We start from the raw sequence: 21,097 nt of genomic DNA, 5'->3' as shown, positions 1-21,097 counted from the left end.
ACCTGAATGCTGCATATTGCAATTCAAATTACACCCAAACGATCATTTACGAAAAAAATCAGGCTCTACTGCCGCGTTAAAAGCACCTTTCCCAGATGAGAATCATCAGGTATCCAGAAACGTCTGCAAGCGCAGATCAAACTGTGTATTTTTACTTTTATATAAGCGGGTGAGATTAAAAGCAGCGCCCAGCGATTGATAGCCACACTCCTGCGAATAAGAATCCGTAAAACCATAGGCATTACCCGTGTGCTCATTCGTACGGGTCTGAGTGAAGGATAGATCCGATTATCTGACTTTGAAGCAGAGGATATCGTTGAAGGATCCTACACATTGCACGTGCAAGGCTCCGGCTGTCAATTAAGACAAACCCTAAGCGCTCTGTATTCGACAGATTATCTTCAATATTTCTTTGTAATTTTCGAAAATGAAGATCCTGATCATAGAAGACGAGCTTGATTTATCCTCAGCTATAAGGGATTACCTCACATCTGAAGGCTATTTATGCGAAACAGCTATTACCTACGACGCGGCCTATCAGAAAATTTCCCTCTATAGCTACGACTGTATATTATTAGACCTGATGCTCCCCGATGGTGATGGCCTGAAATTGTTAAAACATCTGAAATCATTACAAAAGACCGAAGGCGTGATAATTATTTCGGCCCGCAATGCCCTCGACGACCGCATAACAGGTTTAAATTTAGGTGCAGACGATTATCTGATGAAACCCTTCCATCTTTCAGAGTTAAATGCCCGGATTGCCGCCATCATCAGGCGTAAAAACAATCAGCATTCCAATATATTCACCTTTAACGAAATTGAGGTTGATCTGGGAGCAAAGACCATAACAGTAAACAGGCATGAAATTCACTTTACCAGGAAAGAATACGACCTGCTGCTTTACTTCATATATAACAAAGGAAAAGCCATATCCAAAAGTGCAGCCGCTGAGCACCTTTGGGGAGACGACGCGGATATGGCCGACAGCTTTGATTTCATTTATACACATATTAAAAACATCCGCAAGAAACTATCGGATGCCGGTGCTAAAGATTATTTTCATTCAGTTTATGGCCTGGGTTACCGGTTTACAGATATATGAACCTATTTTCGAAATACAACAGGGTTTTACTGGTCGTACTACTGATCGGCCTCATCTCTGTAGGAATATTATTTTATAATGCTCTCAACTATACACTTAACAACAAGATAGATGAGAATTTACGGGAGGAACTAATGGAAGTAAAAGACTATCTGCATGTCAAAAACATTTTCCCCGCACCCCCAGAAGACCTTGACCTCGTCATTGAGTATAAACCGGCAAAAAAAACGTCTGCGGTACTAGTACCCGGTGATACCACGTTCTACAATCCAAGAAAACAAAAAAAAGAATCTGCACGCTACCTGAAGGCTGATCTCTTATTAGACAACCAACCTTTTCATGTGCTGATCCTGAATTCAAAGGCTACTCAATCCAGGCAGATGCAAATTGTCTTTTTAGCCATAATTATTCCAGTAGTTATATTATTTGGACTGATGGCCTTATTTAATCGCTACCTGCTTTTAAAACTATGGTCGCCATTTTATCAGGCCTTAAAACAAATTAAAAGCTTTGACATCAAAAAAGGAGGCTACAGATCCGTAAAAACAGATATACACGAATTCAGACAATTAGATGAAGCACTAAAGCAAATGACAACACAGATACAAGACGATTTTAAGGAGATCAAACTCTTTACTGAAAATGCCTCACATGAAATGATGACTCCGATAGCGATCATTAATTCAAAGCTCGACACCCTGCTACAGTCGGGAACGCTGGCAGAAAATGACAGCAAAGCACTACTCGACCTTTATAAAGCTACCAAACGGCTGAATAAAATCAACCAATCGTTGCTATTACTGGTAAAGATTGATCATGATCAGCTTGGTGAAAAAGAACAGCTTTGCCCGGCTGAATTGATCAGGCAAAAAGTGAATAATTTTCAGGAACTCATTTCACAGCGACACATTCAGGTAACATGCAATCTTGATGATACGACTGTTTTGAGCAACAAATACCAGTTCGACATTTTATTGAACAATCTGTTCAGCAACGCAATAAGGCACAACAGAAACGGAGGGGAAATCCATATAACACTAAAAGAGGGCGAACTCTATTTTGAAAATACAGGTAATCAGAATGCATTGCCCGAGAGCCAGATATTTGAAAGATTTTACAAAGACCCGAAGTCAGATGGTGTGGGTTTGGGCCTGGCCATCCTCAAGCAGATCTGTATCAAGCAAGGCTACTCCCTGAATTATTATTTTCGTTTGCCTATGCATGGCTTCCGGATAAAGTTCGGATAGATCCGGACTCCCCAAGCTATGATTGTATTTCAGCCTGTTCTATTCTATCAGGAGACGCACAGAGTCTACCCTCAATCTAGTTTTAAGCCATAATTGCATTCTTAATTTTTATAAGCTCGAAGCCGTTGGTCCCCAGCCCCAGGCCTATCCCCATAATCGGTCCCATCAGGGGAGAGATCAGCATCGCTCCGATAATAACAGCGGTTGAATTTACATTGAGACCGATTGAGGCAATAAAAATAGCAAAAATGAGGGTCCACAAGTTAGCTCCCACAAAATCAGAGTTCTTGCGAATGGAGATAACCACGTCATCCTCGTCCGCCTTGTCCAGGTGGAGATTAAACCTACGGGAAAGAAAAATATTTACTGTGCGCACCAGGCGGCTTCTTCTTCTCTTCATGCAAATCCCTTTAGTTAAATTTAATCCGTTTCAGCCAGGAATAGCCAATGATTCCGGCCAGGACGGAAGTTACAAGAATTACGAACTTGGCTTCAATCTGGAGATGATGATCAGAATACGACAACATCGCGATAAATATCGACATGGTAAAGCCAATGCCTGCCAGTACGCCTGCCGCCACCAGCTGATTCCATTTTGTTTGTTCGGGTAATCCTCCGATCCCTGATTTAACGGCCACCCACGACATGATGAAAATCCCGATAGGTTTACCCAGAAACAGGCCCAGCAGAATTCCTAAACCCATATTACTAAAAATTCCGCCAACCATAGAAATATCGAGATGGATATTAGTATTAGCAAGAGCAAACAGAGGCATAATCAAAAAGTTGACGGGTCTTGTCAGCCAGTGTTCCAATTTCTCCAGGGGAGACTCTTTATCATCCGGAGTAGTTGGAAGTGTAAATGCCGTTAACACACCAGCTATGGTTGCATGTATGCCTGAATGATGAATAAAATACCAGATAAACAATCCCGGTATCACATAGAACAGCGGATGCGAAAGGTTTAAGCGATTAAAAATAACAAGCAGGAGCAGTATTCCCCCGGCATAAAGCAGGTAAGTTAAATGAAGTTCCGCGGAGTAGAAAAGAGCGATCACCAGTATGGCACCCAGGTCATCCACTATAGCCAGGGCTGTTAAAAACACTTTCAGTCCTGTGGGAACCTTATCACCAAGGAGCGATAGAATCGCGATTGCAAAAGCGATATCAGTCGCCATCGGGATCCCCCATCCGTTAGCCGTTTCCGTATTGTTATTAAAGAGCGCAAAGATCAGGGCAGGTACAGCCATACCGCCTATTGCTGCAAAAACCGGAAGAGCTGCCTGCCGGAAAGACGACAATTCACCTTCAACCAGCTCTCTTTTTATTTCAAGCCCCACCAGTAAAAAGAATATGGCCATCAGGCCATCGTTTATCCAAAGAAGAACCGGGTAACGCAGGGTAATTCCCGAAAAATTTGACCCGATTTCAGTTTTTAGCAGTTCATCGAAGCCTCCGGCCAGGGGACTATTTGCAATCATTAAACTGATAACAACACAAAAGATTAAAAGGACTCCTCCCGCTGATTGCGAAGAGAAGAAGCTTTTGAATACATGAAGATTTATTTTTGACATATTTAGCACCTATAAATTAATACTTCCTGCGATACTTATAATAGTATACAGTTGTTATTCGGCAGCTCATTAAAAGTCAGTTTCCACACTATTGATGAGCACATGAAAATCTAACCGGTTAAATCAGATAAGTGCAATGCAAAATAAAAGCAGGTGTCTTTAAAACCGGTGAAATAAAATTCCGGTATTGATGATTATCATAATGGAAAGAAGATTGGGGACGTTCTGCGTGCCATACAGCCCCCCCGCTAAAGGGCAAAAAGACAAGACAACTCCCCTGCCCCGAAGAAAAATGAGGAAGCACGTATGTATCATAATCGTCCGCGTAGACTTTCTCAATTTCTTCCTTCGCTGTCATAGATCCCAGGACCAGACATAAAGAAATGAACAGAATCAGACTGAAGAGGTCGAAACGGCAATCCTTCACACTGCAAAGGTAAGTACTAAGGCTTAAAACTCCTTAACAAAGTTCAGAGCCCAACAAACGGCTTTCCTATTTCCCGCCAGCTTTCGAATGTCCTTGTAAGTGTAGTAGACCAATCCCGAATACATCCATTTTTCTACTTTGCATATTTCTATGTAAAAGGCGCGCTCAAGGAAATCTTCGATATAAAATAAATGATTGGATACGCAACCGCTAAATAATTTTCCCCTATGAGTATCAGATTTTCACAAAAATAGAAACACTATTCAGGAATTATATTATTTTTACCCTCGATAAGGTTTAGGTGCCCTGTTTGTGCTCATCACAGGCAGGGCTTTTTTATAGCCTTTCAATGAACAGGCAGAAAAACCCATGTCCACGGGTAAATAGCAGTCTGTTGCTATAGTTGTCTGTCCGGATATGACAAAGCACAGAAGATTGATTTTATTAACTTTGTGGAATGGCAAACCAAGAAAGCACGGACATACCCGGACTGAACCTGGCCGATCTCAAGTTAAAAGGTTTTAAAATTCACGCCGTAACCGCATCCACGGAAGTACCGGTCCATGCGGGACGACGCGACTTTTATAAAATGGGCTTAGTCAACGGCGACATGACCATCAATTATGGCGGCCAGTTGCTGGACATAAAAGGAACTGCTCTCTTTTTTGTCAACCCCCGGGTGCCTCATTCTCTTGTCCGCCGCATCAACCGCACCAGTGGTTATGCCTGTATCTTTACCGAAACCTTCCTCAGTGGCCGGGAACTGCACGACTCGCCCCTCTTCAGGACTGGCGATAAGCCCGTCGTACCGCTAACTGAAGAACAAGCCAGCTTTATGACAGGCATGTTTGAGAAAATGCTGGCCGTTTACCAGAGCGACTATCTTTATAAGGGCGATCTGATCAAAAACTATATCGAGCTCATCATCCATGAAGCCCTGCGAATACAGCCCGCGCAGCATGCCCAGACCTTCAGAAATGGCGCAAGCCGCATTGCACATCTCTTCAGCGATCTGCTCGAAAGGCAATTCCCCATAGAGCGCAGCAACGAACCGCTCCGCTTACGCAGTCCGCAGGACTACGCCAGCCTTCTTAATGTGCATGTCAATTACCTGAACCGGTCTGTCAGAGAAACTACCGGGAAGCCTACTTCATCGCATATCGCTGCGAGGATCATTGCCGAAGCAAAAGCGCTTTTAAAACATAGTGACTGGAGCGTGGCCGAGATCGCCTATTCCCTTGGTTTTGAATATCCCGCATATTTCAACAATTATTTCAAGCGCCTGACCGGCAGCACGCCGAACGCCTTCCGCAAGGTTTGAAAATCATAACTATCGGTTTGATGCTGATTGGCTGCCTGCGGTTTTTTGGCGCAACTTTGCCCTGTAACATTAATTTATTTAACCATGAAAATTTTAGTAACAGGAGCAACAGGAAAAGTAGGCAGCCGCCTGGTGCCGCGCCTGCTGGCCAAAGGCTATGACGTAACCATATTGGTAAGAGACGAAGCAAAAGCGGGCGAACTGATCGGGCTGGGCGCAAAAGCCATCACTGGCGATCTGTATGAGCCGGCCACCTTGCCACCCGCCGTAGCCGGTATGGATGCCGTGATCCACCTTGCTGCGCTCTTCCGTACTTTTACCGATAACGAAGGGATTATCAAAACCAACCACGAAGGCAGTATAGCATTAGCACAGGCCGCATACGAGGCCGGCGTCAAACGCTTCGTTTTTACCAGCACTTCCAATGTATATAGTTCAGGATACCGCCGCCCTGCAAGAGAAGATGAACAATTAGATATTAATGATCCCCGTGCCTACTCTTCCAGCAAGATCGCCGCAGAAAAGGAATTGATCGCCATGCACCAAGACCAGGGATTCGACGTACGTATTTTGCGCCTTGGCTTCGTGTACGGTGACAAAGACCCGCACATAGCCGAAATTATTCCATACATCAAAAAGCTAAATATGCATTCAGGGGCGCGCATGCATATGGTGCATCACCTCGATGTTGCCCAGGCAGTAATCCTGCTGCTCACCACCGGGGGATTGGACGGAGAGATCTTCAACGTAGCCGACGACGCTCCAATTTCATTGTATGAACTGGCCGAATCTTTCGGGAAGGCGGCAGAGACCTTTGACGAAGCAGAAGGCCCGCTTAAGGATCCATTCCAGGGAGTGCAGGATATTTCAAAACTGCGCAGCAAAACTGGCTTCCGGCCCTTGGTGCCAAGCTACTATGTAGCCCGGGACCTTGACCTTTTATAAATGCAGACTGAGGTGAGGACTCTCAAATAATTATGACGCAAATCTGAAACAGTTGTTTCAGATTTGCAATACATTTGTATCGTTATGGCCAGGAATGTAGAATTCGACGAATCACTTGCGATTCAGAAAGCAATGGAAGTTTTCTGGAAGAAGGGCTATAACGCTACCTCGCTCCGTGACCTGACGGATGCTATGCAGATCAACAGCAGCAGCCTGTACAACACCATTGGTGACAAACAGGAACTGTTTGTACGTTGTGTACAGCACTATACCGATATACGGAAACAGGATTGGGAAAAGCGCCTGGCAAGTAAAAGGTCGCCTTTAGCCGTCTTAGTCGATTACATTCATGAAGCGGTGAAAGTGATCATCAATGGCGAAGACAGTTGCATGGCCGTAAAAAGTGCATTCGAAGTGGCTACAAATGATGAGCGGGTAAAACAGATATTGGCAGCCGACGACCAGCGTTGCTACCAATTTCTACATGACCTGATCAAAAAATCGATGGACAAGGGCGAGATCCGCAATGACGAAGATCCGGCTTTGCTGGCTGATTATTTCAACAGCACCTGGACCGGTTGGTATGAATCGTTTATTCTGCATCGAGACCCGGTCAAGATCAAGCGTATGGCAGAATATTTTATCAGACAATTAACTAAATAATTTTTTTAACTAATTCTGAAACAAACGTTTCATAATATTTACTTACATGAACATGGAAACAAAAGATCTTCAAGGAAAAAGAGCATTGGTAACCGGTGGTACCAAAGGCATTGGTAAAGCGATCGCCGATGAATTGGCGGCAGCGGGAGCACAGGTGATTGTAAGCGCCAGAACGAAACCGGAAGAGACATCTCATCATTTTATCGCTGCAGATCTGACCGATGCCGACCAGGTAGCCGGGCTTGCAAAAGAGATAGCGGATACTTTTGGCGGTATCGATATCCTGATCAATAACGTGGGTGGGCTCACTACCCCGGGCGGTGGTCACAGCACATTGACCGATGCACACTGGCAACAGGAACTGGACCTTAACCTGATCTCCGCCATCCGGCTGGACAGGATCTTGCTGCCACAACTGACCAGGCAACAAGGCGGCGTAATCATCCATATCTCTTCTGTCGCCGGTAAACAAGCATTGTGGAATCTGAACATGGCTTATGCAGTATCTAAGGCGGCCCTGAACAGTTACAGCAAGGCCCTGGCCACAGAGCTGGCCGGGAAGGGCGTCCGTGTGCTTACCGTGGCACCCGGTGCTACCAAAACAGAACCGATGGTCAAATTTTTAAATGACTACGCAGCTTCAGCAGGCATTACGCCGGAGGAAGGCATGAAACAACTGATGGCACAAACCGGCGGCATTCCGATGGGACGCATGGCTGAGCCGGAAGAAGTCGCCCGGCTTGTACATTTCCTGGTATCCCCGTCTGCTGCTTACCTGACTGGTACCATCTACGCTATAGATGGCGGTTCTTTACCCGTGGTGGGATAATATCGTTTGAGCGTAAATCTTTGCAAATCCCCATAATTTACTACTTACATATAAGGTCCGATCACGACGATTGGACCTTAAACAGTTCCTGGTTCATGGTTTCACGCCTGACCAAGCCTCAAGGCAGTGAAATAAGATTATTATTATATTTGACTTCATTAAAAATGACGAGCGCTTTAATCTCATCACTTTCAATGATGCTATGCAATAGAACCTGAAGACATACCATCAGCCGCTTCATCAAAGCATTCGGCATAATTTTAGCAATATCGCGTTAAATATAAGTATGAGCTGGACTTGCCCGAATTGCGATCGTGAATTACCATGGAAAGATTACCGGCATTATTGCCAGCGGGTAAGCCTGGACAGCTTATTCGAAGGCCGCTCCCCGGAACTGGTATTAGCATTTGATAAGATATTGGCTGAGGTGGCCGATTGGGAAAAAGTGCTGGTGGGTGTAACGCCGAACTGTATTGTTTTTACCAGAAGGGTCGGTTTCCTCATTATACGCCCGATGAAAAAATGGCTGGACATCAAATTTTATTCAGCAGTGGCGCATCCGGAGAAACCGGTTATCAGGAGTACGGCCTCTGGCAACAAATTCGAGGACCACATTCGCATCGAAACGGTTGATGATATCAAACCGGCCTTATTCGTCTACATCCGGGAGTCTTACGAACTCATGCGCAACAAACGCCAGGAGGACGTCAAATCAAATTCGTCATAAAGAAAGCGAACTTACTGAACAGCCTCTGAAGATTGCCTCAGTCGCTTACCTGTTTCCGGATTGCATCTTTATCGATAAGAGACCACACCTGGCCGATCTTCCCGTCCTGCAACCCGTAAAATACATGTTCTGTAAATATTACCTTTTTGCCGGATATGGCTATTCCCATAAATTCACCAGCTGGTGTACAATCAAAAATAAGGCGACTTGCAACCTGGTCTTCGGCCGGTATCAGCCAATCTACTGCAAAGTACAGATCCGGTATATCACTAAAGTTCTGAGAGAGCATTTCCTGATAATCATACAAGGAGATGAAATCGCTATTATATGTAAGTGTCGGATTAACGAACTGATCAAGTTCATTCAATTGGCGCCTGTTCAGGCAATCAATGTAGCGACGATAAAAGGCTCTAACTTCTTCCGCATTCATTCCAAACGATTTTTATAAACTAACAAGAAAAATCACATTACAGTTTTGTTGCAAGCCCGCAGGGCAAACACGACATCATCGTGACCATAAGCTAAGTGAATCGATCTGGTGGATTATTGTGCTGGCCAACCCATAAATATTGACATCAGGCAGGCAGCGGAGAACTTTTTAAGCGAGACAGAAACCCTCTTAGCGCAGAAGAGCCAAGAGGGATCTTATTTTTCATTACGGCCTGAAATGACATAGCAGCAGATTTATGATGGGTCATGTTTCAATACATACCTTCCCCTTGCCCCTCCGCTTAACATCAGATGAAGTTTTTCCGGGAGCTGTTCCAGCGAAATCTCTTCACAGAGCTCTTGTAAGTTATCAGGTTTCCATTCCGAGGAAAGCATTTCCCAGATTATTTTGCGAAGCCCCACAGAAGCATTCACGGAATCAATACCGCTCAACTGAACTCCTCTCAATATAAAAGGATATATTGATGTATCCAGCCCATGTCCGGAAACATTGCCACAGCAGCTTACTATTCCATTGTAAGCCAAACTTTTTATCATTCCCGAAAGTATCTCTCCTCCTACAGCATCAACGCCCGCTGCAAACCGCTGGGGGGACAAAGCCTTAGTATTATAGGTATTGATAAAATCCTCACGGGATATAATCTGCTCCAAACCGATAACGTTATGTAAAAAGTCATCATTCTTTCCCCCTGAAATACCTGTAACCTGATAACCAAGCTTAAGCAGGATAGATGCAGCGATACTCCCAACCCCACCAGACACCCCGCTCACGGCTATACTTTCTCCTTTGGCCAATATCGCAGAGCTTAATATCTTATGCACGGAGAGCCCGGCAGTCAGCCCCGCTGTACCAAAACACATTGCCTCTTTGAGGGAAAGTGCGTGCGGCAGTTCAATAACCCAGCTGGAAGGAACACGGACATATTCAGCGAAACCGCCCCAAGTATTCATTCCAAGGTCAAAACCGGTAACGATAACCTCCTGCCCGGTTGAAAAAGTCCCGTCCCCGCAAAAAACAACGACACCTGCCGCATCAATTCCGGGCACATGGGGATAATTTTTTGTAACACCCTTATTGCCCGATGCAGATAGTGCATCCTTATAGTTGAGGGATGAATAAGCGACCTTGATCAATACTTCTCCTGCCTTTAGCGAGTCGGTGGTTAGTTCCGAAATTTCACCATAAAAGCGATCCCCGTCCTGGACAACCCTATAGCCTTTGAATCTTTTTGTCATGCTTTTTTTTGTAAATTTGTCATTAAAACTACATCCAAACAAGTAGTTACATTTTGTTCCCATAGGGAAATAAAGTTCCCTAATACTGATAATCAAAGGCTTAATTTTATGGAAGAGATTGGACAGACGGAGTTCATTTGCCCCTCAGATACTTTCCTCGGGATCATTAAAGGAAAATGTAAGACGACATTGATTGTCCTGATCAAAAAAGGAAGGAACCGCTATGGGGAGATGTGCAGGACACTGCCTACCATCAGTCCCCGAATGATCTCCAAACAACTTGACGAACTCGAGCGCGACGGAATCATAGAGCGCCACAGCTTTGCGGAACTTCCGCCCAGAGTCGAATATACCTTGAGTGATTACGGGGAGACTCTATACCCGATTATCAGGGAAATACGTAAATGGGGGTATATGCATCAGGCAAGAACGAAATGAAGATTACTTCCTCAATATGCTTAACAGAGTTTCAGAAAGAATGCGCATACAACTTGTGGAATAATGAATATCCTCAAAACCTGCGATACAAAACCATAACAGAATTTGATGAATATTTAAATGGACTACAGAGAAAAAAACATTACTTCCTTATTGACGATGAGGAAATTATAGTTGCATGGGCTGCTACATTCGAACGTAATAATGAAAAGTGGTTTGCCATCATCGTAAATAGCGCAATTCACGGAATGGGTCACGGCACTGCAATTCTAAACGAAATAAAAAAAGAGGAACAACATTTAGTTGGATGGGTAATTGACCACGAACGGGATTTAAAGGTGAACGGGGATAAATATCTTTCGCCTCTGACTTTTTACACCAAAAATCAATTTAGTATTCTTCCCAATAGCCGTATTGAATCCTCAAAAATTTCAGCTATTAAAATTGCTTGGCAAAGAGAATAATAGATTGATAACAATCTATTATACAATAATAATGGGATGCTAACAGATTATGATTACACTATGCCCCGCTGGGGGAAGCATTCTGAATGAAAGAGTACCAGAGCTGCCAGGGAATTAACTACACGGCCAGCACCTGCAGGGCCTGTTTTTTTTCTCTGTATCCCTCCACTGTTAACCTTGCCATCAGGTAAGTGACCGTAGACTCTGCTCCCTGATTAAGGTTTACCCTTTCTTCCTCAAGACCGTCATAGCATCCTCCTGTACACGGATTATAGATAATCTGATTTAGATGGTTGTTCCCCAGGAACCATTCAAATGCTATGTGCATTTTATTCAAATATTCAATATCTTTAAAAACAGTGTAAAAGTTATCTAATGCCAGTATGGTATAAGCTACGTCGATAGGCTGCTCTCCAAAAGCAGCAGCTTTCTTTCCTTTTTGCAGCCAACCTTGATTGGATACTACTTTAATACTATTCCCCTGGAAAGTCTGACTAATAAGAAAAGAGAATGTGACCTGGGCTGTCTCTTTATAAATGGGATTTCCTGTTAGTTTGTAAGCACATAACATGGCGTCAGGCAGCATACTGTTCCCATATGTCAGGTAGCTTTCAAACCATTCCCATCCCAGCTCGCCTTCATGCCTGTAGCTTACCATAAGACGCTCGGTCAGAACTGTAACAAGATTGCGAACAAGATCTGATTTTTTGTAGGTGTGGAAGTAATACAAGCCCTTTATCGCAAATGAAATAGCTCTGGGAGAACACAGCGAATCTACTATCTGTAAAGCCTGTCTGATGATTCGCTCAGCCATCATGCTGACTTCGCCAGGGAGGAGATCACTTTCAGAGAGCAGAAAACCTAATGCCCAAATAGTTCTTCCGTTAGAATCTTCAAGATTGACCTGCTGATTCTGATCGGTAAAATCTCCGTTTTCATCTACATAGTTTAAAAAAGCACCGTCCTGTTGCTGGCAGGAGGCTATAAATTTGAGATATATCCTGATATAGCGAAGATCTTCAGCGTCTTTTGTCTTTTTATAATGCATGATCAGAGCTGCCAAAGCCCGTGCATTATCGTCAATTGTATATCCCGAACTGATATCCGGTTTATTGATCTTTGCAAACTGGATAATTCCTACTTCGTCTGTCATCTCCTGTATGTGTTTGAGTTTGATCTCCGGGAGTTCCAGTTTTAGTTGAATCTTTCCTGAAAGCAACTGAAATAGAGAAGCATAGGTTAAAGCTACATTTTCCCATACACTCGACTCAATTCGCTGCAATCCATTATAACTATAGGAAGCCCGGAGTGATTCGTCAGTAAGCAAAAGGTTTACACCCTCAGCCAGTTGAACAGAGTTTTCAAAATCTACAAGCAATCCGGCATCGTTATTCAGCACCTCACGCGCGTGAGGGATTGGGGTTGAAATTATCGGACAACCACAACTCACTGCATAAGAGAAAGTTCCGCTCACCGCCTGGTTATGATCTTTAGATGTAAAAAGGTAAATATCAGTCATTTGGAGATATTCAAGCAGCTCGTCCAGTGGAAGATAAGCGTTGATGAATTTGACATAGTGATCAAGATTCATGCTTTTTACTTTTTTTTCCAGTGTAGTCCGGTAAATTTCGCCTTCATGTTTTGCAACGGTTGGATGGGTCTTTCCAATCACAAGAAACAGCACATCAGGATGATTATTTACGATCGAAGGAAGGGCATCTATTGTCGTCTCAATACTTTTTCCGGAACTGATAAGTCCAAAGGTAGAGAGAATGGTACGGCCGTCAACTCCATATTTTGATTTCAAACTTTTCTTATCTGAATAGGGAACAAGGTGAACCCCATGAGGAATGACAGATATCGTGCTATAATTCAAACCATAGTCTTTCACTAAAATATCCGCCGAGTTCTGGGTCATGACTACAATCTGTGCACAGAGTTCTGCTATTTTTATTACCCTTAAGCGCTGCAGAATATCCGGCCTGGGCAAAACTGTATGAAAAGTGAGGATAATCGTTTTTTCGATGTTACGCAAAAAAAGCAGAAAATCAGGATCATGTTCCGCATCAAAGAGACCGTATTCATGTTGTATCATCACAATTTGAATATTTTCATCCCGATTAATTTCACCGGATACCTGCACAAAGGAAGTGCTGTCTGATGTATTCAGCACATATCGGACCTCATCAGGATAACTATGAACCTCTTGTTCTGATTCGAGCGCGCATACAGACAGTAAAAATGATTGACCGAACTTATTACGAAGTGCTTTGATCAAATCATCAGAGTAAGTCGCGATTCCGCATTCACGGGGAGGGAAAGTAGTAACAAATAAAACTGAAGGAGTATTATGCTGATTAATTTTCATTAGAACAGATTAAATAACTAGCCAAATAGAGGCAGTTGCGTACATTGATTTATTTAACAAAAACGACAATTTCAGTTCCGGAAGTGGAAATGTATCTCTGTCTTTTTATTCTATTTTTTATCTTTTAGGCGTTTTTCACCGAGTGCTTTTTGTGCCTCTGCTATGATTCCGGTCAATTCTTTTTCTTCCATACCGGAAGCAATAGTTTCAGGTACGACGACGGTTTTCTGCGCTCCGTTGTTCTTTTCCTGAGTGGTACAGATCAGTGCTATAATCACAGATCCCATCTCCCTTATTACAGAAATCGCTACCATTCCCGGCACAAAGCTTTCTGCTCCAAAGTCTTTCAGTGTGGGTGCAGACTGAAGGCTGAGCACAAATCCCAGTATAAAACCGGTGATCCCTACGAGAAGCAGGGATTTATAAATTGCCCGTTAAGGACGTCGGGGAATAACGTCATTTATTAATAATTAGACAGATGATTGTGAACCGGTACTACTGCACCGGATTAACATGATATCTGTTAATAACGAGATTTATGCCATTGTAGCTAACAAGTGCATCATGTTCCCGATAGTAGGAGATAAACACCATGTAGGGTTGATTTTTTATAAATCCCGCAAATCCTTTTCCACAATAACGCAGGTTTTGCCCTGGTATGAATTTGTCTTTGCCACTGTTCGCCCGCCGGGTTAATGACTTACCTAAAGATAACTTCAATCCGGATTTTTGATTCATTATATTTTTTTGCTTAATAAGTTATCCTCTTTTATTTTATATCATTGACATTTATACAAATCTATAAGACAACAGGCCTGAAGAGTTATACTTTTAAATATGAAACTTACATAATTCACATATCAGGGTATTCCTGATCTTGCTTTCCAGGATTGTAAACAACAATGTATTCCTGCATTGGTGTTCTCTCCAGGGGAATCTGGAAGAAGCAAAATCCCGGGAGGAGTATCGTAATTCTCCGCTTACTATTTAATATACATTTCTTTTTCCAGCTCCCTGATGCGCGCCTCAAGAAGATTGCCGTTCAGATCCTCGTAATGATCCTCCCTGTACTGTATCAATTTGTCTATCCCCGCTTGCACCTGCTTAACCATCGAGTTTATATAACTTAATGCACCGGCTTTTGCCATTTCCATGGCATGAATTCTGTCTGAATAGCCATAAAACATTCCCTCCCGGGGGATAGAATACACATCGCTGGAAACACGCTGTATATTCCGGCGGCTGAAATCGTTTGCAGACACTTCTGTAACAGATGTGTCATTCAGATAAACGCGATAGTATTTATTCATTTTTTTCGTAATTATTTCAAATAGTGATTATTAGAATTCTTTATCAAGAGAAAGGCGATAAACATTGATCAAGAAAGTCACGTATAGTCAGTCCATACCCAGGTTGCCCCATTTATTTTTACAGTAAGTGGAATTCTCTCAGATGGTTTATTCATAACCGCTTTTAATTAAAGTGAGTACCATTTTGAACCTTTCGTTGGCCTTTATACTATTTGGTATATGGGCAGGCAGAATAATACCTTCTCCTATTTCAAGCAGACTGATAATTCCATCTATTACAATTTCAGCACGTCCGTCAATGATCTGTGCATAAGTGTCGAAGGGGGAAATCTTTTCAGTTAGCCCTTCACCTGCGTCAAACGACATCACGCTTACCGACCCGGTGATTTTCTTAATAATAGTTTTGCAAACGACCGAATCAGGCAGATATTCCACAGTATTTGCAAGGATAAACACCTTTGCCTTCTCAACTTGTCCCTTGCTTTCCATTGTTTAGCTGTTGCGGTAATACCGGGCAGGATAATGCCCCAATAAATTATCTTTACAAAGGTAGGAGTGGATACGCAAGGAGAATTACATCACCGAAGAGAATAGTTACATAATTCACATGTTTTCAAGGCCTTTACGTCTGTATTCCTTTAAATTCTTAAAATGAGAGGTAGTTAGTCCGGTAACTTTTTTAAACTGGTTTGCCAGGTGGGCAACACTGCTGTAGTGTAATCTAAACGCAATCTCTTTAAGCGAAAGTTCCTCGTAAACAAGTAATTCTTTTACGCGTTCAATTTTGTGAATTATGATAAAATGCTCGATAGTCATGCCTTCCACCTGGGAAAAGAGATTAGCTAAGTAAGTATAGTCGTAATTGAGCTTTTCACTGAGATGATCAGAAAAATTCACTTTTAAGGATTCGTTAGTATAGTGGACCAGTTCAATAATCACCTTCTTGATTTTTTCAATCAGAATACTCTTTTTATCATCCATCAATTCCAGTCCAAACCTGTATAATGATGCTTTAAATTTTTCTCTCTGTGCAGATGATATGTTTTCCAGGATCTCTACTTCTCCCAGATTGACAACTACCAAATGCAGGCCTAGTTTTTTGAGTTCCTGACTTACAACCATTTTGCAACGGATGCATACCATATTTTTAATATAAAGCTTCACTAGTATGTTATGGTTATTAGAGGAGTGTCAAATTTTATGAATATTTGTCCCGGACGACTAAAGATACACAAAAGCAACCCGGTATTGTTTTTATTAAACACTATTGTGAAAGGCGTATAAATACCTTCGGATTTTAGCGCTAAAAAAGGGTCAAAAAACGTCAGAAAATAGCATCTTCCGAGAATTGTAAAATCCTGTATCACAGAAAATTACACCACTTTTCAATATCTCGAAGGTAAAAAATGAGAACAGGTTACGGAATAGGTATCGAAAACCTTGCGAAAGTTTGATTTATCTTGATATCACAAAAAACGAAAAAGCCTGTAAATCAATCAATTTACAGGCTTTTGAAGCTTTTTAAGGCTCTTTCAGTGCGCCCACCTGGGCTCGAACCAGGGACCAAAAGATTATGAGTCTTCTACTCTAACCGACTGAGCTATAGGCGCTGCTAAAACTTGCGTTTTTTGCGTGTGCAAATGTAGCAATTCGTTTCAATTTCGCAAAAAGTATTAAAAAAGAATACACAATCTTAACCTCTCCCGCTTAAATTTGCGTCATGCAACAAATCAAAAACATTATCTTCGATTACGGCAACGTCATCTTCCTCATTGACTTCCTCAAAACCCAGCATACATTTACCGAACTGGGGATCAAAAACGTAGATCGCTTCTTCGCCCATGCCGGTCACGACCCTCTGTTCGACGAATTTGAAAAAGGCAACATCACCGCAGCCGGGTTCCGCGACGGCATCCGCAAGATCACCGAAAAGCCCGAACTCACCGACGAGCAGATCGACAAGGCCTGGACAAGCCTCCTCATCGGCGTGCCCCCGGTCAACCACGAACTTTTGCTGAAAGCCAAAAAGCAGTACCGCACCTTTTTGCTCAGCAACATCAACGAAATACATCTCGATTTCATCACCGGCTATCTCAAAAGAGAACACCAGGTAGAATCAAACGACATATTTTTCGAAAAAGTTTACTATTCGCACCTCGTCAGGATGCGCAAGCCCAACCGCGACATCTTCGAGCTCGTGCTTAGGGAGAACAATCTCGATCCCGCTGAAACACTGTTCATTGACGACAGCCCCCAGCATCTCAAAACCGGGCAGGAGCTTGGCCTCCACACCCACCTCATGACAAAGGACGATTCACTGGAGAAATTCCTCTACCGTTCAGGGCTTCTGAGCGAATAATTGCGGCATGCAGGGCTAAACAAACTCCCCCGAGTGTTGTTATTGCGATATGGAAAACTATCAAACATTAGTCGAAGCTCTCAATGGATTAAAAGAACGGGGCTACACCCTCGACTTCAATCTTGCCAACGGAGTTTTACACAACACCGAGGAAAACTTAGTCCTGCAGCCCGAAGACTTCAGCATTACCGAAGTACACCGGTTCGAAGGCATGTCTGACCCCGGAGATAACTCTATCGTTTACGGAATAGTTTCTGATAAATACAATGTGAAGGGGGTTTTCGTAAATGCATACGGCGTTTACTCAGATGATATATCTGAAGAGCTCCTCAAAAAACTGAATACGCCGGAATAATTATTTCCGGCGTCTTTCCTTTTCCTTAACAATCAGCTTCAGCTCTCTCCCCATCTGCCCGGCAATCGCGGTATTTTCCTCCGCTCTCCTGAACAAATAAGGCAGCACCGACTTCACCGGCCCGTAAGGCACATATTTCGTCACGTTATATCCCGAATGCCCTAAGTTAAAACTCAGGTTATCGCTCATTCCCAGCAATTGCGAAAAATACACATGCGGATGATTATGGTCCAGTCCGTGCTTATGGATCAGCTCCACCAGCAGCCTGCAGCTATCCTCGTTATGAGTACCCGCAACAAAACAAGCATGGTCCAGATGCTCCACGCAGAACTTCATCGCCGCATCGTAATCACGGTCTGTAGCCTCCTTAGTCGCATTAATCGGCGAAGGATAGCCCATCCGCTGCGCCCTCTCCCGCTCCTTTTCCATATACGCACCCCTCACCAGCTTCGCGCCCAGGACAAACCCTTCCGCCTCCGCCTGCGCGATGTCCGTCTTCAAGGATTCCAGCTTATCATGACGGTATAGCTGGTACGTATTAAACACAATAGGCTTTTCATGATTATAAAGGCTCATCATGCTCAGGGTAATATCATCAATCGCATTCTGGATCCACGATTCCTCCGCATCCACCATCACCGGAACATCCAGTTCATACGCCAGGCGGCAGATCTGGTTGATGCGCGCCTTCACCTTCACATACTCCGCTTCCTCCCCCGTCGTCAGCTTATCCCCTGCACTCACCTTCTTCAGCAACTCAAACCTCGCCACCCCCGTCGGCTTAAACACCGTCAGCGGGATCCGCGGGTCCGTCTTCGCCTTGCGGATGATCGCCATAATCTCTTCAGCAGTCTCAATAAAGCTCCTCTCCTCCTGCTTCCCCTCTACCGAATAATCCAGGATCGTTCCCACGCCGCCGGCTGCCAACTGCGCAATCGTGGCATCACACTCATCAATGCTTTCCCCTCCGCAAAACTGTGCAAAAATGGTCTTCTTGATCAACGGGATCACCGGAAGACCCATCTTAATAGCCGAGTTGGTGATGCCCGGCCCTACTTTCACGAGAAAATTATTCCCGATAGCTTTAAAAAGCCAGTAAGCCCGCTTAAGGTCATCACTGCTTTTTCCCCTAAAAGCAATTTCGGTATTGTTGAAATCAGGTAGTTGTACACTTTTCGGATATGCTTCTGATTTACTTTCCATGATTACGCTAAGTTATGAAAAATTGATATCCAAATCAGTCACCGACAGGAAAGTACCAGAATATGAGCATAAAAATCACTCTGTAAAAGATTTTATGTAGGTTTGTGATATGATTGAATTTCATCTCGCGGGAGAATTTATCCCCCTTATCCAGCTATTAAAGGCCACTAACCTGGTACAAACAGGCGGCGAAGCCCAGATAGTAGTTTCCGACGGACAGGTAAAGTGCAACGGCGAAGTAGAGCTCAGGAAACGCATGAAGGTAAAAAAGGGTGACATAATAGAATTCGACCGGAAAAAAATAATCGTAAAATAATGATGCTTCCTATTGAGAGTAACGGCTACTCCGTTTTTTTTGATAACAGTCTCGCAGAGCTGGCCACCTTTCTCAGAGAGTCCAGCTATTCAAAAGTATTCTTCCTGACAGACCTCAACACGTCAGAACATTGCATGCCCCTCATCGGGAAATACCTTCCGGAGCTCGATAATTACGACATCATAGAAGTCGATCCCGGAGAAGAGAACAAGAACATCGATTACTGTATCGGCGTATGGCAGATGCTGCTCGACTTCGGAGCCGACCGCAACAGCCTGCTCATCAACCTCGGCGGAGGTGTCATCACCGACATGGGCGGCTTTGCAGCATCCACCTTCAAGCGCGGCATCGACTTCGTGCAGGTGCCCACTACCCTGCTGTCACAGGTCGACGCATCCGTCGGCGGCAAAACAGGAATCGACCTCGGCAGCATCAAAAACATCATCGGCACGTTCACCCAGCCCAAAGCCGTATTCATTTCCACCGAATTCCTGAAAAGCCTCAGCGCAAGGCAGTTGGTTTCCGGCTTTGGAGAGATCGTCAAACACGGCCTCATAGCCGACCGTGATTACTATTACCAGGTACAGAAGATCAGTCCCGAAGAGATCCCTTCAGAAATTATTTACCGCTCCGTAGAGATCAAAAACAAGGTGGTCACCATCGATCCATTCGAAAAAGGACTCAGAAAGACCCTGAATTTCGGTCACACCATCGGCCACGCAGTAGAAACATTCTCCCTCAAAAACGATTCCGATCCACTGCTACACGGCGAAGCCATCGCCCTCGGCATGATCTGCGAAGCTTATCTCTCCGTCAAACACAACACCCTCACGGAAAACGAGCTCAATGAGATCGTCCAATATATCCGGAAAGTATTCCCCGACTATCCTCTCCACACCTCTTCTTTCCCCGCAATCATGGAATTCATGAAGAACGACAAGAAGAACAGCAACGGACAGATCGGTTTCGCTTTACTAAATGCTATCGGCGATTGCGGCTACAATCAGTTTATTGAAGAAGAGCACATCCTGCAAAGCCTGGAGTATTACCAATTGGTTGCAGGGAAATAAGTCCCCCCCTTCCCCCCTTATAATACCCCCTATAAAACATCACAAAACCACAAACCCCGGCAGATGCAGCCAGAAAAAGCGTCTGCTGGTACAAGATCAGGAAGAGGAAAACAAAATAGACCACAAACGCCAGCTGAAAGAGCCGCTTCAGCCCAATCCCTCCTACGTACAGCACCGTTCTGAGCAACAGCAAGATCCCCGCACCGAACAACAAACCCTCACCAGCCACCACAAGCTTAAACTCATAAAAAAGCCATACCAGCTCAGGGCTCATCAAAAACAGCCCTTCAGCAAGCAGCACCAGGATCCGCCGCAAGCGGGAGACCGGCAGGTTGCGGTCAAGCCCGAAGAACTCTTCCGTAAACTGGTGATGCTTCACAAAAAGATAAAAGTGCGACACCACCACCGTCAGGATGAAGAAACCGGCCACCCTCAGGTCACGCGAATGGCTAAAGGCAGCCCAAATAAAAACCCCAAGAGCCAGCGAAAGACCCTTCACTACCACTATCGCCCGCTTCTGCCTGTAAAGAAGATACTGCAAGCCCAGGCTCCCCTTCCCTATCCGCCAGGAAATCATTTTCGTCCCTTGCAAGGAGTTTATCCTGCGCATATACAGCCAGGCCCCGCAGGCAGACAAGAGAAGCAAAAACAGCAAGGTCAAAAGCGGCAGCAGCAGATGCCCCATCAGGC

General features: G+C 44.1%; 24 protein-coding genes and 1 tRNA gene. 13 read left to right on the top strand and 12 right to left on the bottom strand.

Features of this window, described 5'->3' with window-relative positions; genetic code table 11:
- Window positions 1-427: 427 nt before the first annotated feature.
- Window positions 428-1,105 carry a response regulator transcription factor gene (locus DDR33_RS07495; RefSeq protein WP_109415161.1) on the top strand — a complete coding sequence of 226 codons (678 nt, stop codon included), beginning with the start codon at window positions 428-430 and terminating at the stop codon, window positions 1,103-1,105.
- A complete protein-coding gene (locus DDR33_RS07490) occupies window positions 1,102-2,352 on the top strand; it encodes a sensor histidine kinase (protein WP_109415160.1) in 1,251 nt (416 codons plus the stop codon). Before DDR33_RS07495 ends, DDR33_RS07490 begins: the two co-directional genes overlap by 4 nt.
- A gap of 82 nt (window positions 2,353-2,434) precedes the next feature.
- On the opposite strand, the gene DDR33_RS07485 is transcribed toward DDR33_RS07490, so the two are convergent.
- Entirely contained in the window at window positions 2,435-2,752 is a 318-nt protein-coding gene (locus DDR33_RS07485; protein WP_109415159.1) for a DUF389 domain-containing protein, read from the bottom strand.
- A 10-nt stretch (window positions 2,753-2,762) separates the two neighbouring features.
- Window positions 2,763-3,926 (bottom strand): Na+/H+ antiporter NhaA, encoded by a 1,164-nt coding sequence (gene nhaA / locus DDR33_RS07480; RefSeq protein WP_109415158.1) that lies wholly within the window; start codon window positions 3,924-3,926, stop codon window positions 2,763-2,765.
- An 884-nt stretch (window positions 3,927-4,810) separates the two neighbouring features.
- Between nhaA and DDR33_RS07470 the strand changes: the two genes are divergently transcribed.
- From DDR33_RS07470 to DDR33_RS07450, 5 genes are all read left to right on the top strand, one after another.
- Complete coding sequence (locus DDR33_RS07470; protein ID WP_202913677.1) at window positions 4,811-5,674, top strand: helix-turn-helix domain-containing protein; 864 nt, start codon at window positions 4,811-4,813, stop codon at window positions 5,672-5,674.
- A gap of 84 nt (window positions 5,675-5,758) precedes the next feature.
- Window positions 5,759-6,619, top strand: coding sequence for an NAD-dependent epimerase/dehydratase family protein (locus tag DDR33_RS07465; protein WP_109415156.1), 861 nt, complete (start codon window positions 5,759-5,761; stop codon window positions 6,617-6,619).
- Window positions 6,620-6,703: 84 nt separating this feature from the next.
- Window positions 6,704-7,282 (top strand): TetR/AcrR family transcriptional regulator, encoded by a 579-nt coding sequence (locus DDR33_RS07460; RefSeq protein WP_109415155.1) that lies wholly within the window; start codon window positions 6,704-6,706, stop codon window positions 7,280-7,282.
- A gap of 52 nt (window positions 7,283-7,334) precedes the next feature.
- A complete protein-coding gene (locus tag DDR33_RS07455) occupies window positions 7,335-8,111 on the top strand; it encodes an SDR family oxidoreductase (protein ID WP_317047426.1) in 777 nt (258 codons plus the stop codon).
- A 286-nt stretch (window positions 8,112-8,397) separates the two neighbouring features.
- Window positions 8,398-8,838, top strand: a complete 441-nt coding sequence (locus tag DDR33_RS07450) for a DUF5655 domain-containing protein (protein ID WP_109415153.1) — start codon at window positions 8,398-8,400, stop codon at window positions 8,836-8,838.
- A 37-nt stretch (window positions 8,839-8,875) separates the two neighbouring features.
- Here DDR33_RS07450 and DDR33_RS07445 read toward each other — a convergent pair whose 3' ends face one another.
- Both DDR33_RS07445 and DDR33_RS07440 read right to left on the bottom strand, forming a co-directional pair.
- Window positions 8,876-9,268: an ester cyclase gene (locus DDR33_RS07445; protein WP_109415152.1), complete on the bottom strand. Its 393-nt coding sequence runs from the start codon at window positions 9,266-9,268 to the stop codon at window positions 8,876-8,878.
- A 254-nt stretch (window positions 9,269-9,522) separates the two neighbouring features.
- Window positions 9,523-10,524: a YhdH/YhfP family quinone oxidoreductase gene (locus tag DDR33_RS07440; RefSeq protein WP_109415292.1), complete on the bottom strand. Its 1,002-nt coding sequence runs from the start codon at window positions 10,522-10,524 to the stop codon at window positions 9,523-9,525.
- 108 nt (window positions 10,525-10,632) lie between these two features.
- Between DDR33_RS07440 and DDR33_RS07435 the strand changes: the two genes are divergently transcribed.
- Both DDR33_RS07435 and DDR33_RS07430 read left to right on the top strand, forming a co-directional pair.
- Window positions 10,633-10,962: a winged helix-turn-helix transcriptional regulator gene (locus DDR33_RS07435; protein WP_109415151.1), complete on the top strand. Its 330-nt coding sequence runs from the start codon at window positions 10,633-10,635 to the stop codon at window positions 10,960-10,962.
- On the top strand, window positions 10,959-11,426 hold the full coding sequence (locus tag DDR33_RS07430; RefSeq protein WP_109415291.1) for a hypothetical protein: 468 nt from the start codon (window positions 10,959-10,961) through the stop codon (window positions 11,424-11,426). The genes DDR33_RS07435 and DDR33_RS07430 overlap by 4 nt, the downstream gene beginning before the upstream one ends.
- 118 nt (window positions 11,427-11,544) lie before the next feature.
- On the opposite strand, the gene DDR33_RS07425 is transcribed toward DDR33_RS07430, so the two are convergent.
- The 6 genes from DDR33_RS07425 to DDR33_RS07395 form a co-directional block, all read right to left on the bottom strand.
- Window positions 11,545-13,794: a glycosyltransferase gene (locus tag DDR33_RS07425; RefSeq protein ID WP_109415150.1), complete on the bottom strand. Its 2,250-nt coding sequence runs from the start codon at window positions 13,792-13,794 to the stop codon at window positions 11,545-11,547.
- Between the two features lie 110 nt (window positions 13,795-13,904).
- Window positions 13,905-14,210, bottom strand: coding sequence for an ABC transporter permease (locus DDR33_RS07420; protein WP_262509933.1), 306 nt, complete (start codon window positions 14,208-14,210; stop codon window positions 13,905-13,907).
- 567 nt (window positions 14,211-14,777) lie between these two features.
- Window positions 14,778-15,104, bottom strand: coding sequence for a hypothetical protein (locus tag DDR33_RS07410; protein ID WP_109415147.1), 327 nt, complete (start codon window positions 15,102-15,104; stop codon window positions 14,778-14,780).
- A gap of 147 nt (window positions 15,105-15,251) precedes the next feature.
- On the bottom strand, window positions 15,252-15,593 hold the full coding sequence (locus DDR33_RS07405) for a cupin domain-containing protein (RefSeq protein ID WP_109415146.1): 342 nt from the start codon (window positions 15,591-15,593) through the stop codon (window positions 15,252-15,254).
- 114 nt (window positions 15,594-15,707) lie between these two features.
- Window positions 15,708-16,247 carry a helix-turn-helix domain-containing protein gene (locus DDR33_RS07400; protein WP_238387704.1) on the bottom strand — a complete coding sequence of 180 codons (540 nt, stop codon included), beginning with the start codon at window positions 16,245-16,247 and terminating at the stop codon, window positions 15,708-15,710.
- A gap of 393 nt (window positions 16,248-16,640) precedes the next feature.
- A tRNA-Ile gene (locus DDR33_RS07395) sits at window positions 16,641-16,714 on the bottom strand.
- Window positions 16,715-16,824: 110 nt separating this feature from the next.
- Here DDR33_RS07395 and DDR33_RS07390 point away from each other — a divergent pair.
- Together DDR33_RS07390 and DDR33_RS07385 are read left to right on the top strand one after the other, a co-directional pair.
- Window positions 16,825-17,463 carry an HAD family hydrolase gene (locus tag DDR33_RS07390; RefSeq protein ID WP_109415144.1) on the top strand — a complete coding sequence of 213 codons (639 nt, stop codon included), beginning with the start codon at window positions 16,825-16,827 and terminating at the stop codon, window positions 17,461-17,463.
- A gap of 49 nt (window positions 17,464-17,512) precedes the next feature.
- Window positions 17,513-17,818 (top strand): phosphoribosylpyrophosphate synthetase, encoded by a 306-nt coding sequence (locus tag DDR33_RS07385; protein WP_109415143.1) that lies wholly within the window; start codon window positions 17,513-17,515, stop codon window positions 17,816-17,818.
- Here the strand turns inward: DDR33_RS07385 and DDR33_RS07380 are convergent, their stop codons facing one another.
- On the bottom strand, window positions 17,819-19,021 hold the full coding sequence (locus DDR33_RS07380) for a proline dehydrogenase family protein (RefSeq protein ID WP_109415142.1): 1,203 nt from the start codon (window positions 19,019-19,021) through the stop codon (window positions 17,819-17,821).
- Window positions 19,022-19,130: 109 nt separating this feature from the next.
- Between DDR33_RS07380 and DDR33_RS07375 the strand changes: the two genes are divergently transcribed.
- Together DDR33_RS07375 and aroB are read left to right on the top strand one after the other, a co-directional pair.
- On the top strand, window positions 19,131-19,337 hold the full coding sequence (locus tag DDR33_RS07375) for an RNA-binding S4 domain-containing protein (protein ID WP_109415141.1): 207 nt from the start codon (window positions 19,131-19,133) through the stop codon (window positions 19,335-19,337).
- 2 nt (window positions 19,338-19,339) lie between these two features.
- Window positions 19,340-20,407 (top strand): 3-dehydroquinate synthase, encoded by a 1,068-nt coding sequence (aroB, locus tag DDR33_RS07370; protein ID WP_109415290.1) that lies wholly within the window; start codon window positions 19,340-19,342, stop codon window positions 20,405-20,407.
- Here the strand turns inward: aroB and DDR33_RS25765 are convergent.
- Window positions 20,346-21,097, bottom strand: a 752-nt coding sequence (locus DDR33_RS25765) for a hypothetical protein (protein WP_158280672.1), incomplete at its 5' end; no start/stop codon positions are given. The two genes, aroB and DDR33_RS25765, sit on opposite strands and share 62 nt — an antisense overlap.

It is taken from the genome of Pararcticibacter amylolyticus (genome assembly GCF_003130405.1).
Lineage (GTDB): Bacteria > Bacteroidota > Bacteroidia > Sphingobacteriales > Sphingobacteriaceae > Arcticibacter > Arcticibacter amylolyticus.
Note: the sequence above shows the minus strand (reverse complement) of the source record. Positions and strands in the feature narration are given on the sequence as shown.